Annotated in this window: 18 protein-coding genes and 5 pseudogenes; 9 read left to right on the forward strand and 14 right to left on the reverse strand. The window is 60.5% G+C overall.

The genetic code is table 11. The features are described 5' to 3' along the window. Positions 1–500: 500 nt before the first annotated feature. The 4 genes and pseudogenes from tnpC (LCM4577_RS24625) to LCM4577_RS24640 form a co-directional block, all read right to left on the reverse strand. On the reverse strand, positions 501–1,196 hold the full coding sequence (tnpC, locus tag LCM4577_RS24625; RefSeq protein ID WP_157900500.1) for an IS66 family transposase: 696 nt from the start codon (positions 1,194–1,196) through the stop codon (positions 501–503). A 64-nt stretch (positions 1,197–1,260) separates the two neighbouring features. Further along, positions 1,261–1,512: pseudogene (locus tag LCM4577_RS24630) on the reverse strand (transposase); the annotation flags it as partial. Between the two features lie 72 nt (positions 1,513–1,584). Next, the gene (tnpB, locus tag LCM4577_RS24635) at positions 1,585–1,935 is read right to left on the reverse strand and encodes an IS66 family insertion sequence element accessory protein TnpB (protein WP_071073920.1); all 351 of its coding nucleotides are present in this window, start codon (positions 1,933–1,935) and stop codon (positions 1,585–1,587) included. Then, entirely contained in the window at positions 1,932–2,258 is a 327-nt protein-coding gene (locus LCM4577_RS24640) for a transposase (protein ID WP_071073921.1), read from the reverse strand. The genes tnpB (LCM4577_RS24635) and LCM4577_RS24640 overlap by 4 nt, the downstream gene beginning before the upstream one ends. A 168-nt stretch (positions 2,259–2,426) precedes the next feature. Between LCM4577_RS24640 and LCM4577_RS24645 the strand changes: the two are divergent. Continuing rightward, positions 2,427–3,081, forward strand: a pseudogene (locus tag LCM4577_RS24645) (transposase); the annotation flags it as partial. Positions 3,082–3,293: 212 nt separating this feature from the next. Here LCM4577_RS24645 and LCM4577_RS24650 read toward each other — a convergent pair. Continuing rightward, positions 3,294–4,163, reverse strand: coding sequence for an alpha/beta fold hydrolase (locus LCM4577_RS24650; RefSeq protein WP_083354846.1), 870 nt, complete (start codon positions 4,161–4,163; stop codon positions 3,294–3,296). 700 nt (positions 4,164–4,863) lie between these two features. Between LCM4577_RS24650 and LCM4577_RS24655 the strand changes: the two genes are divergently transcribed. Continuing rightward, a complete protein-coding gene (locus tag LCM4577_RS24655) occupies positions 4,864–5,181 on the forward strand; it encodes an arginase family protein (protein WP_083354844.1) in 318 nt (105 codons plus the stop codon). Positions 5,182–5,455: 274 nt separating this feature from the next. Here LCM4577_RS24655 and LCM4577_RS24660 read toward each other — a convergent pair. Next, a pseudogene (locus LCM4577_RS24660) lies at positions 5,456–5,707 on the reverse strand (resolvase); the annotation flags it as partial. A 210-nt stretch (positions 5,708–5,917) separates the two neighbouring features. Here LCM4577_RS24660 and LCM4577_RS24665 point away from each other — a divergent pair. The 7 genes from LCM4577_RS24665 (at position 5,918) to LCM4577_RS24695 (ending at position 13,964) form a co-directional block, all read left to right on the forward strand. Continuing rightward, positions 5,918–7,507, forward strand: coding sequence for an ABC transporter substrate-binding protein (locus tag LCM4577_RS24665; RefSeq protein WP_071073924.1), 1,590 nt, complete (start codon positions 5,918–5,920; stop codon positions 7,505–7,507). 5 nt (positions 7,508–7,512) lie between these two features. Beyond that, positions 7,513–8,454, forward strand: coding sequence for an ABC transporter permease (locus tag LCM4577_RS24670; RefSeq protein ID WP_071073925.1), 942 nt, complete (start codon positions 7,513–7,515; stop codon positions 8,452–8,454). Between the two features lies 1 nt (position 8,455). Continuing rightward, positions 8,456–9,337: an ABC transporter permease gene (locus LCM4577_RS24675; protein ID WP_071073926.1), complete on the forward strand. Its 882-nt coding sequence runs from the start codon at positions 8,456–8,458 to the stop codon at positions 9,335–9,337. A gap of 7 nt (positions 9,338–9,344) precedes the next feature. Continuing rightward, entirely contained in the window at positions 9,345–10,346 is a 1,002-nt protein-coding gene (locus LCM4577_RS24680) for an ABC transporter ATP-binding protein (protein WP_371410074.1), read from the forward strand. After that, entirely contained in the window at positions 10,343–11,368 is a 1,026-nt protein-coding gene (locus LCM4577_RS24685; RefSeq protein ID WP_071073928.1) for an ABC transporter ATP-binding protein, read from the forward strand. The genes LCM4577_RS24680 and LCM4577_RS24685 overlap by 4 nt, the downstream gene beginning before the upstream one ends. 79 nt (positions 11,369–11,447) lie before the next feature. Beyond that, entirely contained in the window at positions 11,448–12,809 is a 1,362-nt protein-coding gene (locus LCM4577_RS24690) for a CapA family protein (protein ID WP_071073929.1), read from the forward strand. Between the two features lie 156 nt (positions 12,810–12,965). Then, positions 12,966–13,964: a succinylglutamate desuccinylase/aspartoacylase family protein gene (locus LCM4577_RS24695; protein WP_071073930.1), complete on the forward strand. Its 999-nt coding sequence runs from the start codon at positions 12,966–12,968 to the stop codon at positions 13,962–13,964. A gap of 519 nt (positions 13,965–14,483) precedes the next feature. On the opposite strand, the pseudogene LCM4577_RS24700 reads toward LCM4577_RS24695, so the two are convergent. The 8 genes and pseudogenes from LCM4577_RS24700 to tnpA form a co-directional block, all read right to left on the reverse strand. Next, positions 14,484–14,962 (reverse strand): annotated as a pseudogene (locus LCM4577_RS24700) (IS3 family transposase); the annotation flags it as partial. 84 nt (positions 14,963–15,046) lie between these two features. After that, positions 15,047–15,286, reverse strand: a complete 240-nt coding sequence (locus LCM4577_RS24705; RefSeq protein ID WP_244508421.1) for a hypothetical protein — start codon at positions 15,284–15,286, stop codon at positions 15,047–15,049. A gap of 21 nt (positions 15,287–15,307) precedes the next feature. Beyond that, entirely contained in the window at positions 15,308–15,649 is a 342-nt protein-coding gene (locus LCM4577_RS24710) for a UPF0149 family protein (RefSeq protein ID WP_244508422.1), read from the reverse strand. Further along, positions 15,646–15,813 (reverse strand): transposase domain-containing protein, encoded by a 168-nt coding sequence (locus tag LCM4577_RS24715; RefSeq protein ID WP_198541080.1) that lies wholly within the window; start codon positions 15,811–15,813, stop codon positions 15,646–15,648. The genes LCM4577_RS24710 and LCM4577_RS24715 overlap by 4 nt, the downstream gene beginning before the upstream one ends. Next, entirely contained in the window at positions 15,798–16,907 is a 1,110-nt protein-coding gene (tnpC, locus tag LCM4577_RS24720; protein ID WP_198541081.1) for an IS66 family transposase, read from the reverse strand. Before tnpC (LCM4577_RS24720) ends, LCM4577_RS24715 begins: the two co-directional genes overlap by 16 nt. A 64-nt stretch (positions 16,908–16,971) precedes the next feature. Then, a pseudogene (locus LCM4577_RS24725) lies at positions 16,972–17,223 on the reverse strand (transposase); the annotation flags it as partial. Between the two features lie 72 nt (positions 17,224–17,295). Continuing rightward, complete coding sequence (gene tnpB / locus LCM4577_RS24730) at positions 17,296–17,646, reverse strand: IS66 family insertion sequence element accessory protein TnpB (protein WP_071073920.1); 351 nt, start codon at positions 17,644–17,646, stop codon at positions 17,296–17,298. Then, positions 17,643–18,080 carry an IS66-like element accessory protein TnpA gene (gene tnpA / locus LCM4577_RS24735; protein ID WP_083354845.1) on the reverse strand — a complete coding sequence of 146 codons (438 nt, stop codon included), beginning with the start codon at positions 18,078–18,080 and terminating at the stop codon, positions 17,643–17,645. Before tnpA ends, tnpB (LCM4577_RS24730) begins: the two co-directional genes overlap by 4 nt. Positions 18,081–18,308 lie beyond the last annotated feature (228 nt).

An 18,308-nucleotide genomic window follows, 5' to 3' on the forward strand; every position in this document is an offset into this window, starting at 1 on the left:
CACCGACGGAACTAACCTTCAACCGACATCATGAACCCGAAGGTGGGGGCAGTTCTTCATGACGCAAAGGGGGCAGTTCCGGATGGCGTTTGACAACGACAACATGACGGTGGACTCGCGCCACCAGCCTAGGAACTTCAACCAGGGTCGCCCGATATCGATAACTCGACGCGCGGCGGTAGCCGCACCGCGAAGATTCTGCCGAGCTTGCGCAATCGGCAACAACTCCGCCATGCCAACTCCCTCCGCTGCGTCCGGGCGGAGATGTCGCGCGATCCATAGGAGTTCGCTGCGTTTGACCCTCCGAACTTCGGGTCTCGCTCCGAGTGTGGCGCAGTGATGCAAATAGCGGTTTCGCTCGTCAGCGAATGGCACTTCGGGAAATAGGGCATCAGCGGCTTGGTCAGAAAAGCAAGAGCGATCCATGTCGAACCTCCAAATGAGAAAAGGTCCGCCAGCCGAGCTCCCGATTTATATTGCGTCAAATCGGGCCCAAATACTCAGTTGACAATGGGTAAAGCCCAGCACGGGGACATATGGATGGCCGCAACATAACCGGTGAACCCATCGGCCTGGAGCGTGCCGGCAAATCCGGCGAGCTCGCTCATCACGCTCTCGCCCGCGCCCATGGTGGCACGATACCAGGCGATCGGCGGCTCCTGCGAACYCGARTTGCGGTCGTCGGCGACGTAAACCCAGAGCGCGCCCTTGTGCGTCTTGCCGGGCGCCAGGATCGGAAACCGCGTGTCGTCGGTGTGGATCTTGGTGCGGGTACGGCCGATCTCACGGATGCGGTTGTAGATCGGATCGAGCAAGGCGGCGGCGTAGCCGGCGCTGCGCGCAAGCGTCGATCGCTCGATATCGACGCCCTTTGTGGCCATCATCTGTGCCTGACGGTAGTACGGCAGATGATAACCCCACTTGGCCATCATGATATGGGCGAGCGTGGCATAGCTGAGCTTGCCGCGTGCAATGGCCTTGGCGGGTGCCGGCGCCTGGATGATTTTATCGCAGGTCCGGCAGCTGTACTTGGGTCGAACGGTCTCGATCACCTGCCAGGCCTGGACGACCAGGTCGAGCATCTCCTCGTGATCTGCGCCCATGGCGCGCAGAGCGCCGCCGCAGCCCGGGCAGCACGCGCAAGACGGCTCGCGAAGGATCCGCTTGCGCGGCAGGTTCGGATTGAGCTTGCGCACTGGCAGCACCCCGGACCTTGTCGGTGTCGGAGACGATGGCCAGCTCGGCCTCGGGCGCGCCGGCGGCGAAATCGGTCTCGAGATCTTCGAGTTCGAGCAGCATCTGACCCAGCTTCTCGGACGAGCGTCCGAAGGCCTTGCGGTTGAAGCGATCGATCCGCAGCTGCAGGCGCTGGATGCGAAGTGCGGCCTCGGCGCGCTCTCTGCGCAGCTGCTCATCGCGTTCGGCGATGGTGATGTCGCGGGCAGCAACGGCCGCTTCCAGAAGTGCGATCCGGGCGAGGAAATCAGCGGTTGAGGGAGCTTGTTCCGACACCCAAATTACATACCCGAAACACCTCCTTCACGGAAGCAGAATCGACACAAAATCAAAGAGAAACGAGCAAAATCAGCCCGCCAAACGCGGCCGATAAGTTTTGCTCGGCCGGCGCCAGTCGATGCCGTCCAGAAGCAGCGAAAGCTGTGCCTTGGTGAGCGACACCGCGACCTGATCTTTGGTGGTCGGCCAGGCGAAACAACCTTCGGAAAGGCGCTTTGTAAAAAGGCAGAACCCCTGGTCGTCATGCGCCAGGATTTTGATTATATGACCCTTGCGTCCACGGAAGCAAAAGATCGCGGCGGTGTGCGGGTCGAGCGCGAGCACTTGCTGCACCATGCGTGCCAGGCTGTTGATCCCGCGGCGCATATCGGTCTCACCGCAGCAAAGGTAAATCCGGTCGGTCGGCACCACCGTGATCACTTGGTCAACTCCGCCAGGACGATGCGCAGCGCTGTCGGATCGACGGTTCCGTCGATCCGCAATCGCGCGCCGTTCGGAAAGGCGACGATGATCCTGCCGGCCGGGTCCGGGTAATCGGCGGCGGGCCGGTCGACCTCGGGCAGATCGCTCACCTCGATCCGCGCGAAGGTGGCCGTCGCCTGGTCGGCATCGGACTCGCCGCCGGCCACCTGCTTGCGCCACGCATAGAGCTGCGAAGGAGCTACGCCAAACGCTTGCGCGACCTCGTCACCGAAGACCCCGCCGCGCTCGCAAGGTCGACCAACGCGCGTTTCTCCGCGCAACTCCACAGCCTCCGTTGCCGCGCGCGGCCGGGCATCGTTGCACGATCTTCAGCCGCCGCGGCGCCGCTGATCTCGGCGACCACATCACCCTCTGCATGTTCCAATGTCATGGCGCGAAAGCTCCATGTTCATCGGCCTATTGCAAGGTGCCTTGGTGCATCGCTTACGCAGATCCGCAGGAAGTGGCACAGAGTGCGCATTGTCCTGCGCCCCGATTCCGGCTTTGCCCGGGAAGAGCTGATGGCCTGGTGCGAGGCCAACGGCGTCGACTATGTCTTTGGCCTTGCCCGCAACGAGCGGCTGGAGAAGAAGATCGCTCCAGCCTTGCAGGAAGCTCGCCTGGCATCCAGGAAAAGCGACCAGGCCGCGCGCGTGTTCCGCGACTTCATGTGGTCGACGAAAGACAGCTGGTCACGCCGACGGCGGATCGTCGCCAAGGCCGAGTGGACGACGCAGGGCGCCAATCCGCGCTTCGTCGTGACCTCGCTCAAGCCAAAGCGTTGGGCGGCACGGGGGCTTTACGAGGATCTCTACTGTGCCCGCGGCGACATGGAGAACCGAATCACCGCTCACACTATGCGCGCCAATCAGCTGCGGCTCTGGTTCGCCTCGTTTGCCCACGTCCTGATCTGCGCCTTGCGCCGGCCTCGCCCACACCAGGCTCGCCAACGCCACCTGCGGCACGATCAGGCTGAAGCTGCTGAAGATCGGTGCACAGGTCCGTGTCTCGGTGCGTCGGATCAAGGTCGCAATAGCTTCAGCCTGTCCATACGCGGACGAATTTGCCCTGGCCCACGCTCGAATATGCGCCGTGGCCCGCTGACGCCGCCGCGACCTGAACACTTTCCGCAAACAACAGAGGAAAATTGCAGAGCCCAGCACCGCCGCTCTCCGCGGCGCTGACTGCGCTCGTCCGCAAAATGGGGATGAGCAGCACCGACACGCGCCAGTAAAGACGCGCCTCGGGCCTGGGCGCGGTGAGAGAAGCGGGCTAGGGTGGTGAAAGCTGAGCGGATGCAGCTTGGACCGCGATGATCACCCGTGCCAAAACCGGATGAGTCTGTTCACGGCGTCGCTCTGTTGGTGGTGTATGCCATGCCCACCGCGCAGTAAGTGGAATTCCGAATTCCTGATCAGCTTTGCCAGCCTAAAACCATTGTCGGGCGGTACAATTGGATCATCTTTTGACCAGATGATCAACGTCTGTGGCTGAAGCCGGTCAAGATAAGGTATGATGTATCGCTGTTGTAGCGTCACATAGAGTCGCGTATTCGTTTCTTCTTCGGGCGCGTTCTTTAGAATCTCCCATCTTTCGCGCGTCTGGTGCCGCCGGTAGGCTATCCGCCGATATTCTTTTAGCTCGGCCTCAAAAGGATCGTGTCCGCCAGCGACATCGCCTTCACGCATGAATTCCTCTTCGGTTGGCATCGGCTTGCCGAGGTCGGAATAATATTCCTTCTCGTTGGCGTCCATCCAGGTTTTGTCGCGTTCGTCTCCAAATGGCGGCGATGAGGAGTTACCGGTGACCATTACGAGCCTGGAAACTAGGTCGGGACGCAGGATCGCGACGCGCGCGGCAACGAAGGATCCCTCTGAGTTGCCGACGAGCGTAATCTCCTTCAAGCCCATTGCTTCGATGAAACCAATCACGTGGTCCACACGGCCGAGGCGGTTGATATACTGGCCTGGAGGAGCGGGATTATCTGTCCCGCCAAATTGAAGCTGATCGAGCGCAATCACTCTGAATTGATCGGATAGACCGTGCAGCTGCCGAATCCAGGAGAGCCTTGCATCCCAAATCATCCCAGGCGACGCACCATGTAAGCATAAGATCGGATGACCGGTTCCCTTCTCATAGTACGACGTACCGATGCCTGCAACCGATATGCGACGCTCTGCGATCATTGGGTTCCCGACGGCCTGCTGGGACTGCGGAGTGTCCGCAGCGACGAGTCGACCGGCACCATCGGGGTGATGTGACATTTAGTATGCTCGCTATTTAGATAGGATTTCTAGTGTCACCAATTCATACCATAATAAATGGGCGGGTTTCGGCGAATCGTTGCATTTCGTGCAGGAAATGTGCGTGGACTTCGGGTTTAGAGTTTTACTTCAGCGCCAAACCGGACCCTTGGGGAAGCGATGAATGGCTGAAGCAGCCGCAAACCGTGGTGCGGGCATGTACAGCGGCGGCTGTGCCAATGTCCTCAACTTTGAGGGTGGCTCGCCCTCCACCGTGGTGGCGAGGATTGCTCGGAGAGGCCGAGCCGATCCTCATCGCAGGGGGATGAGCCGTGGCATATTCTAGAGAAGTTTTCCTCGGGATCGATGTGGCGAAGCTACGGAACGCAGCCGACGAGGGACGAACCGGCGAGGTTCGCTATTTCGGTGAGTAATGAAGTTCGATACGCCGTACGTGAAGCAACTCGGGGCCCGGCAAGAGCGCGTATACTTTTGCTCGGGGCGACCAATTGTCGACTCTGCCGACTGCTCCGCGAGATACGAGTGCACGGTCGTTGCGCCATCGCTTATTCCTCGGTGCCCAGGCCTCCATCCAGTTAGGCGCAGGCAGCTCTGCAAGTTTGGAAAGATGCGCACGACATAGGTGCGTCGGCGGATTTGTCGGGTGGTCGGCGAGCAGCCGACCTTCCTCAGCTTCGATATCGACGCACTCGACATCGCTTACGTCCATGGTACCCAGGCACCCGTTCTGGGGGAGCTTAGTGTGCGGGACGTAAAGGTAATCATGCACGGTCTACGCAACATCGACGTTATAGGCGCTGACGTCGTCGAGCTGCTGCCGGCACTCAACCCGACTGGCCACACTGCAATCTCTACCGTTCATGTGGCTACGAAATTTTGTGCCTGCTCGGCAAGCCCCGGGCTAATCGCAAGGCCGCCCGCTAACGAGAGGCGCGGCTGAGGGGGTCGACGGATTCGCCGAGGCGAAGACTCGGCCATGTAAGCACATCGCGCGGCGTCTGCTTAGCGAACGGCGTTCTTTCGACAGGCAGCCGCCCGGTACACACCCGCTGGACTTGTCCGCCGTGCCTTGTGGCTCGCGGCGAAGATCGATCCAGGAGTTCTTCAGGAGATCGCCTGCCGCCAGCGAGCGCGGATGATACCCCCCGCGTAGCCGACGATTACAGCTTCCTACGAACCCCTTGTCCGGCATGTTATTCTCGGTGCCATCGTGTGTTGTTGGGCCGGCAGGGATCGTAAATGCCATCGAGCTCGATGACACGCGCCTCAAACCAGGCCTCAGAGCTCCAACAGGTGATGCCAGTCGGCCGTTGGGCACCCGCTAGGAAGCGTCGAACACAGTACCGCCCCGACTTCCCTGGCGCACAGCGATGCCAAATCGCTCGAAGCCAGGTCGCGCCACTAGCGGAGCGGCCGAGATCGTCGTCGATCACTTCTACCTCGCGGAACCCCTGGCCGCGAGCGACGCACTTCCTGACAATCTGAAGGTCGGCAACACTAGCTCGATGTTTGGGCCAAGGTCTCTGAGTTTATCTCAAAACGAGATGGCGACGATACGCAAACTGAATTTGACCTAGGTCGCAGCGAGATCGAAGATGAGAGCAATGAATGCTCCTCTCGGTATTCATCCAGCAAATAAGCATGGGTTAACGGCGCAATTTGGGAAGGGGAATAAAATGACAATCTCTCGACGCGATCTCATCAAGACGGCCTTGGCCGCCGGCGCGGCTATATCGATGCCATCGGTTCTGCGTGCACGGACCGCGTCACCTTCGGTGCGCATGGTGAAGGGGAGTGACCTGCGCATCTTCGATCCAATTTTTACGGCAACGAACGTCACGGCCGACCATGGCTTGGCGATTTACGATACTCTGTTCGGGGTGGATTCGAAGTTCATGCCGCAGCCGCAAATGGTCGGCAAGTGGAGCGTGTCCGAAGACAAAAAGATCTACGCATTCGAACTGCGGGACGGCCTAGCTTGGCACGACGGCACTCCCGTGACCGCGGCGGACTGTGTGGCTTCGATCCGTCRCTGGGGCCAGGTAGCTCCAGGTGGGCAGTTGATCATGGTGCGTGCAAGCGACATCTCAAAGAAGGACGACAAGACATTTGTGATCTCCCTCAAGGAGCCGCTTGGCATTTTGATCGATCTCCTGGCAGATCTGACGCCGCCGTGCCTGTTCATCATGCGCGAGAAGGATGCCAGTCGTCCGGCAACCGAACAGGTCACCACGAATATCGGATCGGGGCCGTTCAGGTTCAATGAAGCGCTCGTCAAGCCGGGCGCGAGCTACACCTACGATCGCAATGAAAAATATGTTCCTCGCAAGGAGCCTGCGGACGGATTGGCCGGCGGTAAGATCGTAAAAGTCGATCGTGTAATCTGGGACAATATCTCCGACCCACAGACAGCATTCGCGGCCTTGCAGGCAGGTGAGATCGATTACGTTGAGCAGCCGCCCAATGACCTTTTGTCGGTCATCGAAAGCGATTCCAACCTTGTGGTCGATGTGCTGGACAAATCCGGCAAGAGCATGTTGCTGCGCCTCAATTGTCTTCAGAAGCCGTTCGACAACGTAAAAGCGCGGCAGGCGATGCTTCACCTGATCGACCAGGAGGCGTTCATGAACGTCCTGGCCCCGAAGTATGGCCGGTCGGTCACCTCAATATTCGGTGGCGATACGCTCTATTCGAACGATGAGAATACGGGCTGGTACAAGAAGGGCGGCGATCCAGAAAAGGCCAAACAGCTCTTCAAGGAGGCCGGTTATGCGGGCGAAAAGGTCGTGGTTCTGCAGGCGACGGATTGGGCGCCCAGCAATGATGGTTCGCAGTTGCTTGCGGCGGCCCTGCACAATATCGGGATCAATGTCGAGCTTGCGCCGAGCGATTGGGGTGGGCTCTCCACGCGCCGGGCGAAAAAGGATTCCGTCGAGAATGGCGGCTGGAGCATGTTCATTACCTCTGAGGCGGATTTCTCCCTCGCCAATCCGCTAGCTACCCCGCTTCTCCTCGCCAACGGAGAGAGCGCCTGGTATGGCTGGCCAAAAAATGATGAATATGAGGCGCTGCGGGCCAAGTGGGCAACTGTCGCAACGCTGGAGGAGCGCAAGGCCCTCGCGCGCCAGATGCAGGGGCTCTGGTGGGATTTCGTGGGCGATGTGAGGTTGGGCCACTATGTCTCGCCGATGGCCCGCCGCAAGACGCTTACCGGCCTTATTGGCCTGCCGCAGGTCGTTCCGATGTGGAACATGCAGAAGGCCTGAGCGTCGTGGCTGCTTACGTCTTTCGCAGGTTGGTTTCGACCATCGCCGTCATGGCGATGGTCGGGATCTTCGTGTTCCTGCTTCTCAGGCTGGCGCCGGGCGATCCGGCGGCGATGATCGCTGGCAAGTCGGCGACGGCGGAGATGATCGCCGGCATCCGCGAGAAGCTGGGACTGAACGATCCCATGCCGGTTCAGTTCATACATTGGTTGCGCGACATGCTGCGCGGCGATTTCGGCACCTCGATCTTTGCGGGACGACCGGTTCTCGAACTTATGGGTCAGCGGCTCGAGCCGACCCTTTCCCTGTCAATCCTGACTATGATCGTTTCGGGCACGATCGGGGTATCCTTTGGCATCTTGGCTGCGTGGCGCGCTGGTGGTCCAATAGACCGCGTCCTCACTGCCTTCTCGGCACTCGGATTTTCTGTTCCCGTCTTCGTTGTCGGCTACTTTCTCGTCTATTTCTTCGCAATGCGGGCACACTGGTTGCCGGTTCAGGGATACCAGCCCATTAGCCAAGGCCTCGGGCCCTGGTTCGAGCACCTGATCCTGCCAACCGCTGCTTTAAGTCTTGCCTACATCGCATTCATCGCCCGGATTACGCGGGCGAGCATGCTGGAAGTTCTTTCGGAAGACTATATGCGGACGGCCGCCGCCAAGGGTGCATCGTCCTTTGCCATGCTTTTCCATCATGCCCTGAAGAATGCCGGCGTCCCGATCCTGACCGTCATCGGCATCAGCTTCGCATATCTGATCGGTGGCGTCGTTCTCACGGAGACCGTGTTCAACATCCCTGGTATCGGTCGCCTGGTCGTGGATGCGATCAACAATCGTGATTACCCCATCATTCAGAGCGTGCTCATCCTGACTTCGGGTCTGTACGTCTTTATCAACCTGACGGTCGATCTTGCCTATACGCTGATCGACCCCCGCATCCGGTACTGATATGGCCCTCCTCTCCGCACCGGTTGAAGCTATGCCGATGGGTCGGCTGCAGCTATCCGACCTTCCCCGTCTGGCAAGGCGACATCCGCTGGTCCTCATAGGCGGCGGACTCCTGGCCCTCCTGATCATACTGGCGGTCTGTGCCCCGCTTTACGCCGGCGACCCGGTGAACATAAATCCATTCAAGCGCCTCCAGCCGCCCTCGGCCGAAATGTGGTTTGGAAGCGACAATCTGGGCCGCGACGTGTTCGCGCGAACGGTCTTCGGCGCCCGCATCTCCCTTATGGTCGGTTTATTGTCGGCGGCGTGTGCTGCTCTTGCCGGGCTTCTGATCGGCACCGTCGCAGGCTACAGCCGCGGCTTCGACAACATCGTCATGCGGATCATGGATGGCCTGATGTCAATCCCAACGATTCTGCTGGCGATTGCACTCATTTCCCTGACAGGCCCCGGCATCGGCATCCTCATCGTTGCCATCGCCATCCCCGAGACGCCGGCCGTCGCGCGGCTGGTTCGTTCCGTGGTCCTGGGAGTTCGCAAGCGTCCCTATGTGGAGGCCGCGCTCTGTGGCGGCGCGCGCCTGCCTAAGGTGCTGTGGCGGCATATCCTGCCGAGTACGGTTCCTGCGCTGATGGTCCAGAGCGCTACTGTCTGCGCGAGCGCAATCCTGACGGAGGCTGGGCTGAGCTTCCTCGGCGTGGGCGTGCCGCCGGAGATTCCGAGCTGGGGCAACATGATTGCCAGTTCGCGCCTATATCTCGCCATTGCTCCATCGACGATCTTCGCCCCTGGGATTTGCCTTGCCGTCACGGTCCTTTCCGTCAACCTGCTCGGGGACGGCCTGCGCGACATGTTCGATCCCCGCTCAAAGCGGAGGCGCTGACATGCTGATGCGAGAATCTGCAGAGGATGATGTGCTTCTCGACGTTCGCGACCTTGAAACGCACTTTTACGGCGAAGAGAGCGTCACCCGTGCCCTGGGCGGCATCAGCTTCCAGGTGAAGAAAGGCGAGACGCTCGGCGTCGTGGGCGAATCCGGATGCGGGAAGAGCGTCACCGCCCTTTCCATTCTTCGCCTGCTGCCGAAAGTGTCAGCCAGGACTGTCGGTGGCGAGGTCCGCTTTCGCGGGCGCGACCTGCTTGAACTGCCCGACCGGGAGATGYGACAGATCCGTGGCGACCAGATCGGCATGATCTTCCAGGACCCGATGACCAGCCTGAACCCGGTCTATACGGTTGGCCACCAGATCGCCGAGGCAGTGCAGATCCACACGAAAGTATCCCGCTCAGCGGCTGCGGCGAAGGCCGAAGAGATGCTGCGTCTCGTCCGCATCGCGGACCCGGAGCGTCGCGTCAACAACTATCCCCATGAAATGTCGGGCGGCATGCGCCAACGCGCCATGATCGCCATGGCTTTGGCCTGCGAGCCGGAACTGTTGATTGCCGATGAGCCGACGACCGCGCTTGACGTCACCATCCAAGCGCAGATCCTGCGGCTCATCGTCGATCTGAAGGAGCGCTCGGGTTCGGCCGTCATGTTCATCACGCATGATCTGGGCGTTGTAGCCGAGACATGCCAACGCGTAATCGTGATGTATGCTGGCCGGATCGTCGAACAAGCGAGCGTGATAGATCTGTTTGCGCGTCCGGCACATCCCTATACCCAGGGGCTCATGCGATCGCTGCCCGACCGGCGGCGCGGCCGCCAGCGCCGCCTTCCGGAAATTCCAGGCATCGTGCCAAGCCTGCGCGAGCCAATCGTCGGCTGCAGCTTTGCACCGCGCTGCCCCTTCGCAATCGACATTTGCCGCGAGAAGACGCCCGCCCTGCGAGATGTCGCGTTGAACCACTCGGCGGCCTGCTGGCGCGCCGAAGAGGTGATGGGCACATGAACGGTCCTCTGCTTAAAGTCGAGAAATTGACCAAGCATTATCCGCTTGGCTCGGGAATCTTCAAGAAAAGCATCCCGGTGATCCGGGCGGTGGAGGATGTTTCCTTTTCTGTCGAAGCGGGCGAGACGCTTTGCATCGTCGGTGAATCCGGCTGCGGCAAGTCCACCGTGGCGCGGCTCCTGATGCGGCTCGTGGATCCGACGGCTGGCCGCGTGCTGATCGAGGGAACCGACATTGCGGGCCTCAAGACGGACGCGCTTCGCGCCTGGCGCCGTCGCATGCAGATGGTCTTTCAGGATCCTTACTCGTCGCTGAACCCGCGCCTTACTGCCGGGCAAATTATTACGGAGCCTGTCGAGAGCTTTGAGCGTCTCGGCCGGAAGCAGCGTAACGCACTCGCCGCGGACCTTCTCCGAAAAGTCGGAATGTCACCGGATCTGATGCACCGGCTGCCGTCAGAATTGTCAGGCGGTCAACGCCAGCGGCTCGGCATTGCACGTGCGCTGTCGCTCGAGCCCTCGCTCATCATCGCCGACGAAGCGGTGTCAGCCCTCGACGTCTCCGTACAGGCACAGATCCTGAACCTGCTCCTGGATCTCCAGCAGCAGATGGGGATCGCCTTCGTCTTCATCTCGCATGACCTCGGCGTCGTGGAGCATATCGGCCATCGTGTTGCGGTCATGTATCTGGGGCGCATCGTGGAACTCGCGCCCTGCGAGGCGCTCTTTGCCAGGCCGGTCCATCCCTACACCGAGGCGCTGATCGCGGCAGCACCTGTGCCCGATCCGACCCGCGTTCGGCTGCAGGCGCCCGTCGAGGGCGAGGTGCCAAGCCCCATCAACCCTCCGACCGGATGCGCGTTTCATCCGCGCTGCCCGCTCGCCGTCGAGCGCTGCCGCATCGAAGTGCCGCCTCTGGTACCGATGGCGGACGGGCGCTCGGTGGCATGTCATGTGCGCGCTCCGGCCATTGGCGTGCCAGCGCCCGTAGCGGACAATTCTTCGCTCACTCCCGTCGCATAGCCAAGGACTTGGACACCGCAGATTTGAACACGGAACTTAACCCAAGTATCGCAAGAAGAAGCGGGACGAGGAGAAATCTATGAGCAACGAGAACGCTGGTCATCCGGCCGACGACGCACCCGGCTATGATGTGGTCGGGTCGATTTCAACGAACGTGGCGGACGGCTTCACGATGGTAGCAGTCGGCGACCTCATCGTATCACGAGCCGTGACCAAATCTCAGGAGTCTAGCTTCGGCGACGTCGTCAAGATCCTTCGCGATGCTGACACCACTTTTGGCAACCTGGAAGTCAACGCCTTCGATATCCGATCGTTCAATGGATACCCGCAGGCTGAATACGGAGGTGCGTATCACCTCAGCCTGCCAGAGGTTGGCCAAGATTTGAAGGCGATGGGATTCAACCTACTTGGCCGCGCAAACAACCATTCATTTGACTGGGGCGTTGAAGGCATGCGCGAGACCAGCCGAGTGCTAGATCAAAACGGTATCATCCATGCAGGGGTGGGCGAGAATCTCGCACAAGCCGGCGCGGCGCGCTTTTTCGAGACCTCTCGGGGTCGCGTGGCAATGGTCTCGTTTGCTACAACCTTCATGCCAATGGCCCGAGCGTGCGATCCCGCCGGAGAGGCGCCAGGCAGACCAGGACTGAACGCGCTTCGTTTAGCGCAGAGTATCGTGGTTTCGCCCGAAATGCTCCAAAATCTGAGGCATATAAGTTCTGCCTTGCCTAAAGACATCCGCTTTCAAGAAGATCCGGTTAAGGTCGTACTCGCCGGAACAACCTATAAGGCCGGCGACAAGGTCGGATACAGTTTCGAACCAGACGCACGCGATGTCGCCGACATTCTACGAAACGTCAGGCGCGGCAAGCAGTTCTCCGATTTTTGCGTCGTCGCGAACCACTGTCACGAGCCTGGGAACTGGAGCGACGAGCCGCCGGATTACGAACAATCCTTTGCTCATAGGCTGATCGATGCCGGGGCCGACGCATACATTGGCCATGGACCTCATCAACTGAGAGGCATCGAAATCTTTAGGGGTCGCCCGATCTTTTATAGCCTCGGAAATTTCTTCCAGGACGACTTGGGGACCCCTACGGGTGCCGAAATGTTCGGCGACTACGCCAAGGACCCTCGGGTCCACACGGATGCCGAGGTCAAGGTCGCAGAGATGGCCAGCTATTCGGACCCGGTCTTTTGGGAAAGCATCGTGGCGCGGAGCCAATTTAGGCAGAACCAGCTTGCCGAATTGCGTCTGTATCCGATTGAACTCGGTCGCTTGAGGAGATTTGCCGATCGCGGCGTCCCACGTCTAGTCAATCAAAAGCAAGCGAAGACCATTCTGGAGCGTCTACAGAAGCTCTCCGAGCCGTTTGGGACCGAGATCGTCATCGAGAACGATGTCGGTGTGATAAGGCTGAAGCCCGGAGCATCACTATAAAGTATCTCTAGCCCTCTCGAGGCACGTTGGATCTTAGGTCGCGATGTGCGGGCAACCCACGCGCGATAGAAACGCGTAGCGTACCGCATGCCAGTGTTAAAGCTAACCGGGATCGGTGACGATAGTCTCGCACTTCGAATTCAAGGGAACTCCGCAATGAGCGAAGCACCACACCTCACGTTTGATCTCGACAAGCCCGGCATGAGCAGCGGATATCTTGTTGTCCCAAGAGGCGCCGATTGCGAAGCTCTTTCGCTCCCGGTCTTCAGTCTCAACAAAGGCGAGGGACCACGGCTCCTGATCACTGGCGGATGTCATGGCGATGAATTGGAGGGGCCGATTGTTGCACGACGGCTTGTCAAGTGGCTTCCCGAAGCTCAAACGTGTGGAAGAATTGTAATCGCGCCGGTGCTCAATCCACCAGCCGTAAAGGCGTGCAGCCGTAATACGCCGATCGACGGCTTGAATCTCAATCGAGTGTTTCCGGGCCGCCGCGACGGATCAGTAACCGAACGGATCGCGGATGCCGTTTCGCATATATTATTGCCGTGTGCCGACACTGTCTTCGATCTGCACAGCTTTGGACTAAACTGGGATTTCCCCCCGTCGAGCACGACGCACCCAATTGTTGATCCCGATCTCATGGCCAAGACGCTCCAAATGGCAGAAGCGTTCAAACTACCCATGACGTTGGTTTGGGAACATCCAGGTTCGCCGGGAATGTTTGATACTTTGGCCCAAAGCCAGGGCAAGGTGTTCGTTTGCGCTGAATTCGGCGGCGGCACGGTCAGCTTCGACGCGATCGCGATCTACGAAGCTGGATTGCGCAACGCACTCATCGCGCTCGGACTCGTCGAGGGAAAGCCCGAGTATCCGACCTTCCGTCAACAGAAGGTCATCCAGACACTCGAAACTCGGCGCTCGTCCGATGAGCTGAAATCGCCTGGGCGAGGCATCTTCGAACCTCGCTGCTCGGTATTGGATGAAGTGAACCAGGGAGATGTCATAGGCGCCCTATACCCAATGGACTCGTTGACGGCCAACGCCATTGACATCCGTGCGCCGGGCACGTCCATCGTGTACGCTATTCGGTCGGGGGCGTATGTCGATGCAGACGAAGGAGTAGCCCTGATAGCGCGACCGCTAATCCGCTGAGTGCAAAGGAGAGGACAGGCCAGCGATAAAGCCTACCTCGAGAACTGGCGGCAGCGAGGACTGGGTTGACGCATTTGCGTTTCTCTCTGCCAAATGTCTGCGGCTGATGCGGTGCTCGCCTTGACGTGTCGATCGCTGGCTGGGAAGCAGCACGCATCTAGATTTTAATGCCGATGTGACGCGGCCCTTCTGGCCGGTAGCCGCTTTCGGACACCGCTTAGACTGTTAGCGCGGTGGGGACGATGGTGGATCTCACGAGAACGCTGCTCACTGTAGCCGGGTTCTGCTGAAGCATCGCATTGGAAACTCTTTCTTTCTTGTTGAGCTCAAGGGCCATGGCCCCTTGCTGACGCGGCCATCTGAAAACGCGATGGCGCGATCCGAAACATTATATTGGTGAACTTAACGTCACCTAGCGCATAGTTGGTGGTACGCCTCCGGCGAGGGCCGCCTTGCGCGAGCATGGCACGGTAGCGAGGCTGCGCTCTGTGGCCTGCTGCCGGTTTTTCGGACACGAGGTTAAGCTAACATAGCTTGTTCCTCGAACTCCACGGGGCTTAGATAGCCCAGCGTCGAGTGCCTCCGCCGAGGGTTGTAGAAGCGCTCGATGTAGTCGAATACATCCGCCCTGGCGGCATCTCTCGTCCTGTAGACCTTGCGGGCTGTCCGCTGGGTTTTCAACGACGAGAAGAAGCTCTCCATCGCAGCATTGTCCCAGACGTTGCCCGACCGGCTCATCGAACAGGTGATGCCGTGATGGGTCATCAGCCGCTGCAACTGCTCGCTGGTGTATTGCGATCCCTGGTCGGAATGGTGCAGCAGGCTGTCGGGCTTACCCCCGGCGCCATATCGCCATGATCAGGGCGTCGGTGACGAGTTGGGCTGTCATCTCGGCCTTCATCGCCCAGCCGACGACACGCCGGGAGAACAGGTCGACCACGGCGGGCAACGTAGAGCCATCCTTCGGCGGTGCAGATGTAGGTGAAGTCGGCGATCCATTGTAAGCGGTGCACCGAGGCACCTTTCCCGAAGCCGCCTGATGCGTGTATGGCGGTCAGCCGTTAGTCGGCGCGCCGGGGCGATCACTGGGGGTTATCATAACGGGTGACATAGTGGAGTTCGCGCAGGGCGGGGATGACGAGGGCGATATCTTTGTACGCCTCGTGCTCGATGAAGTGCGCGGTCTCGGGCCCCGGCCTGGGTTTGCCGAGGATGGGCCGCCCCTTCTTATCGACGCAGTAGATCAGGATCGGCAGCAGCAGGCCGTGGTTGGGGTTGTTGAGGTCGAGGAGCCGTTTCCAGCGTTTGATGTTGAGATTCATGGCCGCGTAGAACCCTTGGCATCACGGCCGTGGGTCGATGCCGCCGCCGGGCTTGGTGGTGAAGCGGGGCGCATAATCCTGCGGTCTGTCGAACAGCGTCTCGTTGATCCGGTTGTGGATCCTGGCGAGGCTGGCAAACACGGCGTGATCGGTTGCAGAGCCTTTGGCCAGGACGTCACGCCGCAACCCCATGAGCGGGCACATCCAGTCTTGCGGATCCGCGAACCGCGGCCCGGTGACCGATGCCGTTACGAAGCCATCCAGCGCCGAGACGGTCCTCACCAGCGGGCGGGGGTTGGTCTTGGCGGCCATCCAGGCCTCGAGCGCCTCGTCCGACAGCGCCATGTCATCGATCGCGCTCATGCCGCCAGGGGGAGCGGCATGTCTTGCCGGCGCACCCAGTTCCACGGCATCAGCTCATCCCAGCGCGAGGCTGGCCAGTCGTTCTGGATGCGCTCGATGACATCGGCCATGTAGGCTTCGGCATCGACGCCGCAGAGCTTGCAGGTCTCTATGATGCTGAGCACGACAGCTGACCGCTGGCCGCGGCGAAGTTGCCCGAGAAAAGCCAATTGCGCCTGCCGACTGTAAATCCACGAATGGCGCGCTCCGCGATCAGGTTGTCGGGCTCGAGCTGGCCATCGTAGAGGAAGCGATTGAACGCGCGCCATCGCTTGGTGCCATAGGCGAAGGCCTTGGCGATATCGGCATGGCGCGACAAACCCTTGGCCTGGCGCATGAGCTGTCGTCGCAGCGCCCGGACCAGGGGTCGGGTCCGCCCTCGTCGGGCGGTCAATCGCTCGGCCGGCGGGAGCCCCCGTATGTCTTCCTCGATCCGGTAGATCGCCTGGATACCGGCCATTGCCGTCGTGCTGAGCTCGGTCGGCTGGCTGTCGTGAACGTCAAATATCTTGCGACGCAGATGGGCCAGGCAGGCGGCTTCTCGAATGGCGCCGCCCCTGTAGATCTGAGTGTAGCCGGTGAACCCATCGGCCTGCAGCGTGCCGGCAAATCCGGCGAGCTCGCTCATCACGCTCTCGCCGGCGCGGCCCATGGTGGCACGATACCAGGCGATCGGCGGCTCCTGCGAACCCGAATTGCGGTCGTCGGCGACGTAAACCCAGAGCGCGCCCTTGTGCGTCTTGCCGGGCGCCAGGATCGGAAACCGCGTGTCGTCGGTGTGGATCTTGGTGCGGGTACGGCCGATCTCACGGATGCGGTTGTAGATCGGATCGAGCAAGGCGGCGGCGTAGCCGGCGCTGCGCGCAAGCGTCGATCGCTCGATATCGACGCCCTTTGTGGCCATCATCTGTGCCTGACGGTAGTACGGCAGATGATAACCCCACTTGGCCATCATGATATGGGCGAGCGTGGCATAGCTGAGCTTGCCGCGTGCAATGGCCTTGGCGGGTGCCGGCGCCTGGATGATTTTATCGCAGGTCCGGCAGCTGTACTTGGGTCGAACGGTCTCGATCACCTGCCAGGCCTGGACGACCAGGTCGAGCATCTCCTCGTGATCTGCGCCCATGGCGCGCAGAGCGCCGCCGCAGCCCGGGCAGCACGCGCAAGACGGCTCGCGAAGGATCCGCTTGCGCGGCAGGTTCGGATTGAGCTTGCGCACTGGCAGCACCCCGGACCTTGTCGGTGTCGGAGACGATGGCCAGCTCGGCCTCGGGCGCGCCGGCGGCGAAATCGGTCTCGAGATCTTCGAGTTCGAGCAGCATCTGACCCAGCTTCTCGGACGAGCGTCCGAAGGCCTTGCGGTTGAAGCGATCGATCCGCAGCTGCAGGCGCTGGATGCGAAGTGCGGCCTCGGCGCGCTCTCTGCGCAGCTGCTCATCGCGTTCGGCGATGGTGATGTCGCGGGCAGCAACGGCCGCTTCCAGAAGTGCGATCCGGGCGAGGAAATCAGCGGTTGAGGGAGCTTGTTCCGACACCCAAATTACATACCCGAAACACCTCCTTCACGGAAGCAGAATCGACACAAAATCAAAGAGAAACGAGCAAAATCAGCCCGCCAAACGCGGCCGATAAGTTTTGCTCGGCCGGCGCCAGTCGATGCCGTCCAGAAGCAGCGAAAGCTGTGCCTTGGTGAGCGACACCGCGACCTGATCTTTGGTGGTCGGCCAGGCGAAACAACCTTCGGAAAGGCGCTTTGTAAAAAGGCAGAACCCCTGGTCGTCATGCGCCAGGATTTTGATTATATGACCCTTGCGTCCACGGAAGCAAAAGATCGCGGCGGTGTGCGGGTCGAGCGCGAGCACTTGCTGCACCATGCGTGCCAGGCTGTTGATCCCGCGGCGCATATCGGTCTCACCGCAGCAAAGGTAAATCCGGTCGGTCGGCACCACCGTGATCACTTGGTCAACTCCGCCAGGACGATGCGCAGCGCTGTCGGATCGACGGTTCCGTCGATCCGCAATCGCGCGCCGTTCGGAAAGGCGACGATGATCCTGCCGGCCGGGTCCGGGTAATCGGCGGCGGGCCGGTCGACCTCGGGCAGATCGCTCACCTCGATCCGCGCGAAGGTGGCCGTCGCCTGGTCGGCATCGGACTCGCCGCCGGCCACCTGCTTGCGCCACGCATAGAGCTGCGAAGGAGCTACGCCAAACGCTTGCGCGACCTCGGTCACCGAAGACCCCGCCGCGCTCGCAAGGTCGACCAACGCGCGTTTCTCCGCGCAACTCCACAGCCTCCGTTGCCGCGCGCGGCCGGGCATCGTTGCACGATCTTCAGCCGCCGCGGCGCCGCTGATCTCGGCGACCACATCACCCTCTGCATGTTCCAATGTCATGGCGCGAAAGCTCCATGTTCATCGGCCTATTGCAAGGTGCCTTGATGCAACGCTTACGATCCATTTCTGGTCGGGCGAAATGAGAAATTGACCCCCGAACGAAACGAAGAACTGACCCCTCTCTTTTGAGAGGAAGAATCGATGACGAGCGAGTTTTCATCGCAACCTGCATTGTCTGGAACGGTGCGGGTTGGGGAGATGCGATCGGGGGAAGAAGTTTTGGCCATG

It is taken from the genome of Mesorhizobium sp. LCM 4577, from assembly GCF_001854795.2.
Taxonomy (GTDB): domain Bacteria; phylum Pseudomonadota; class Alphaproteobacteria; order Rhizobiales; family Rhizobiaceae; genus Mesorhizobium; species Mesorhizobium plurifarium.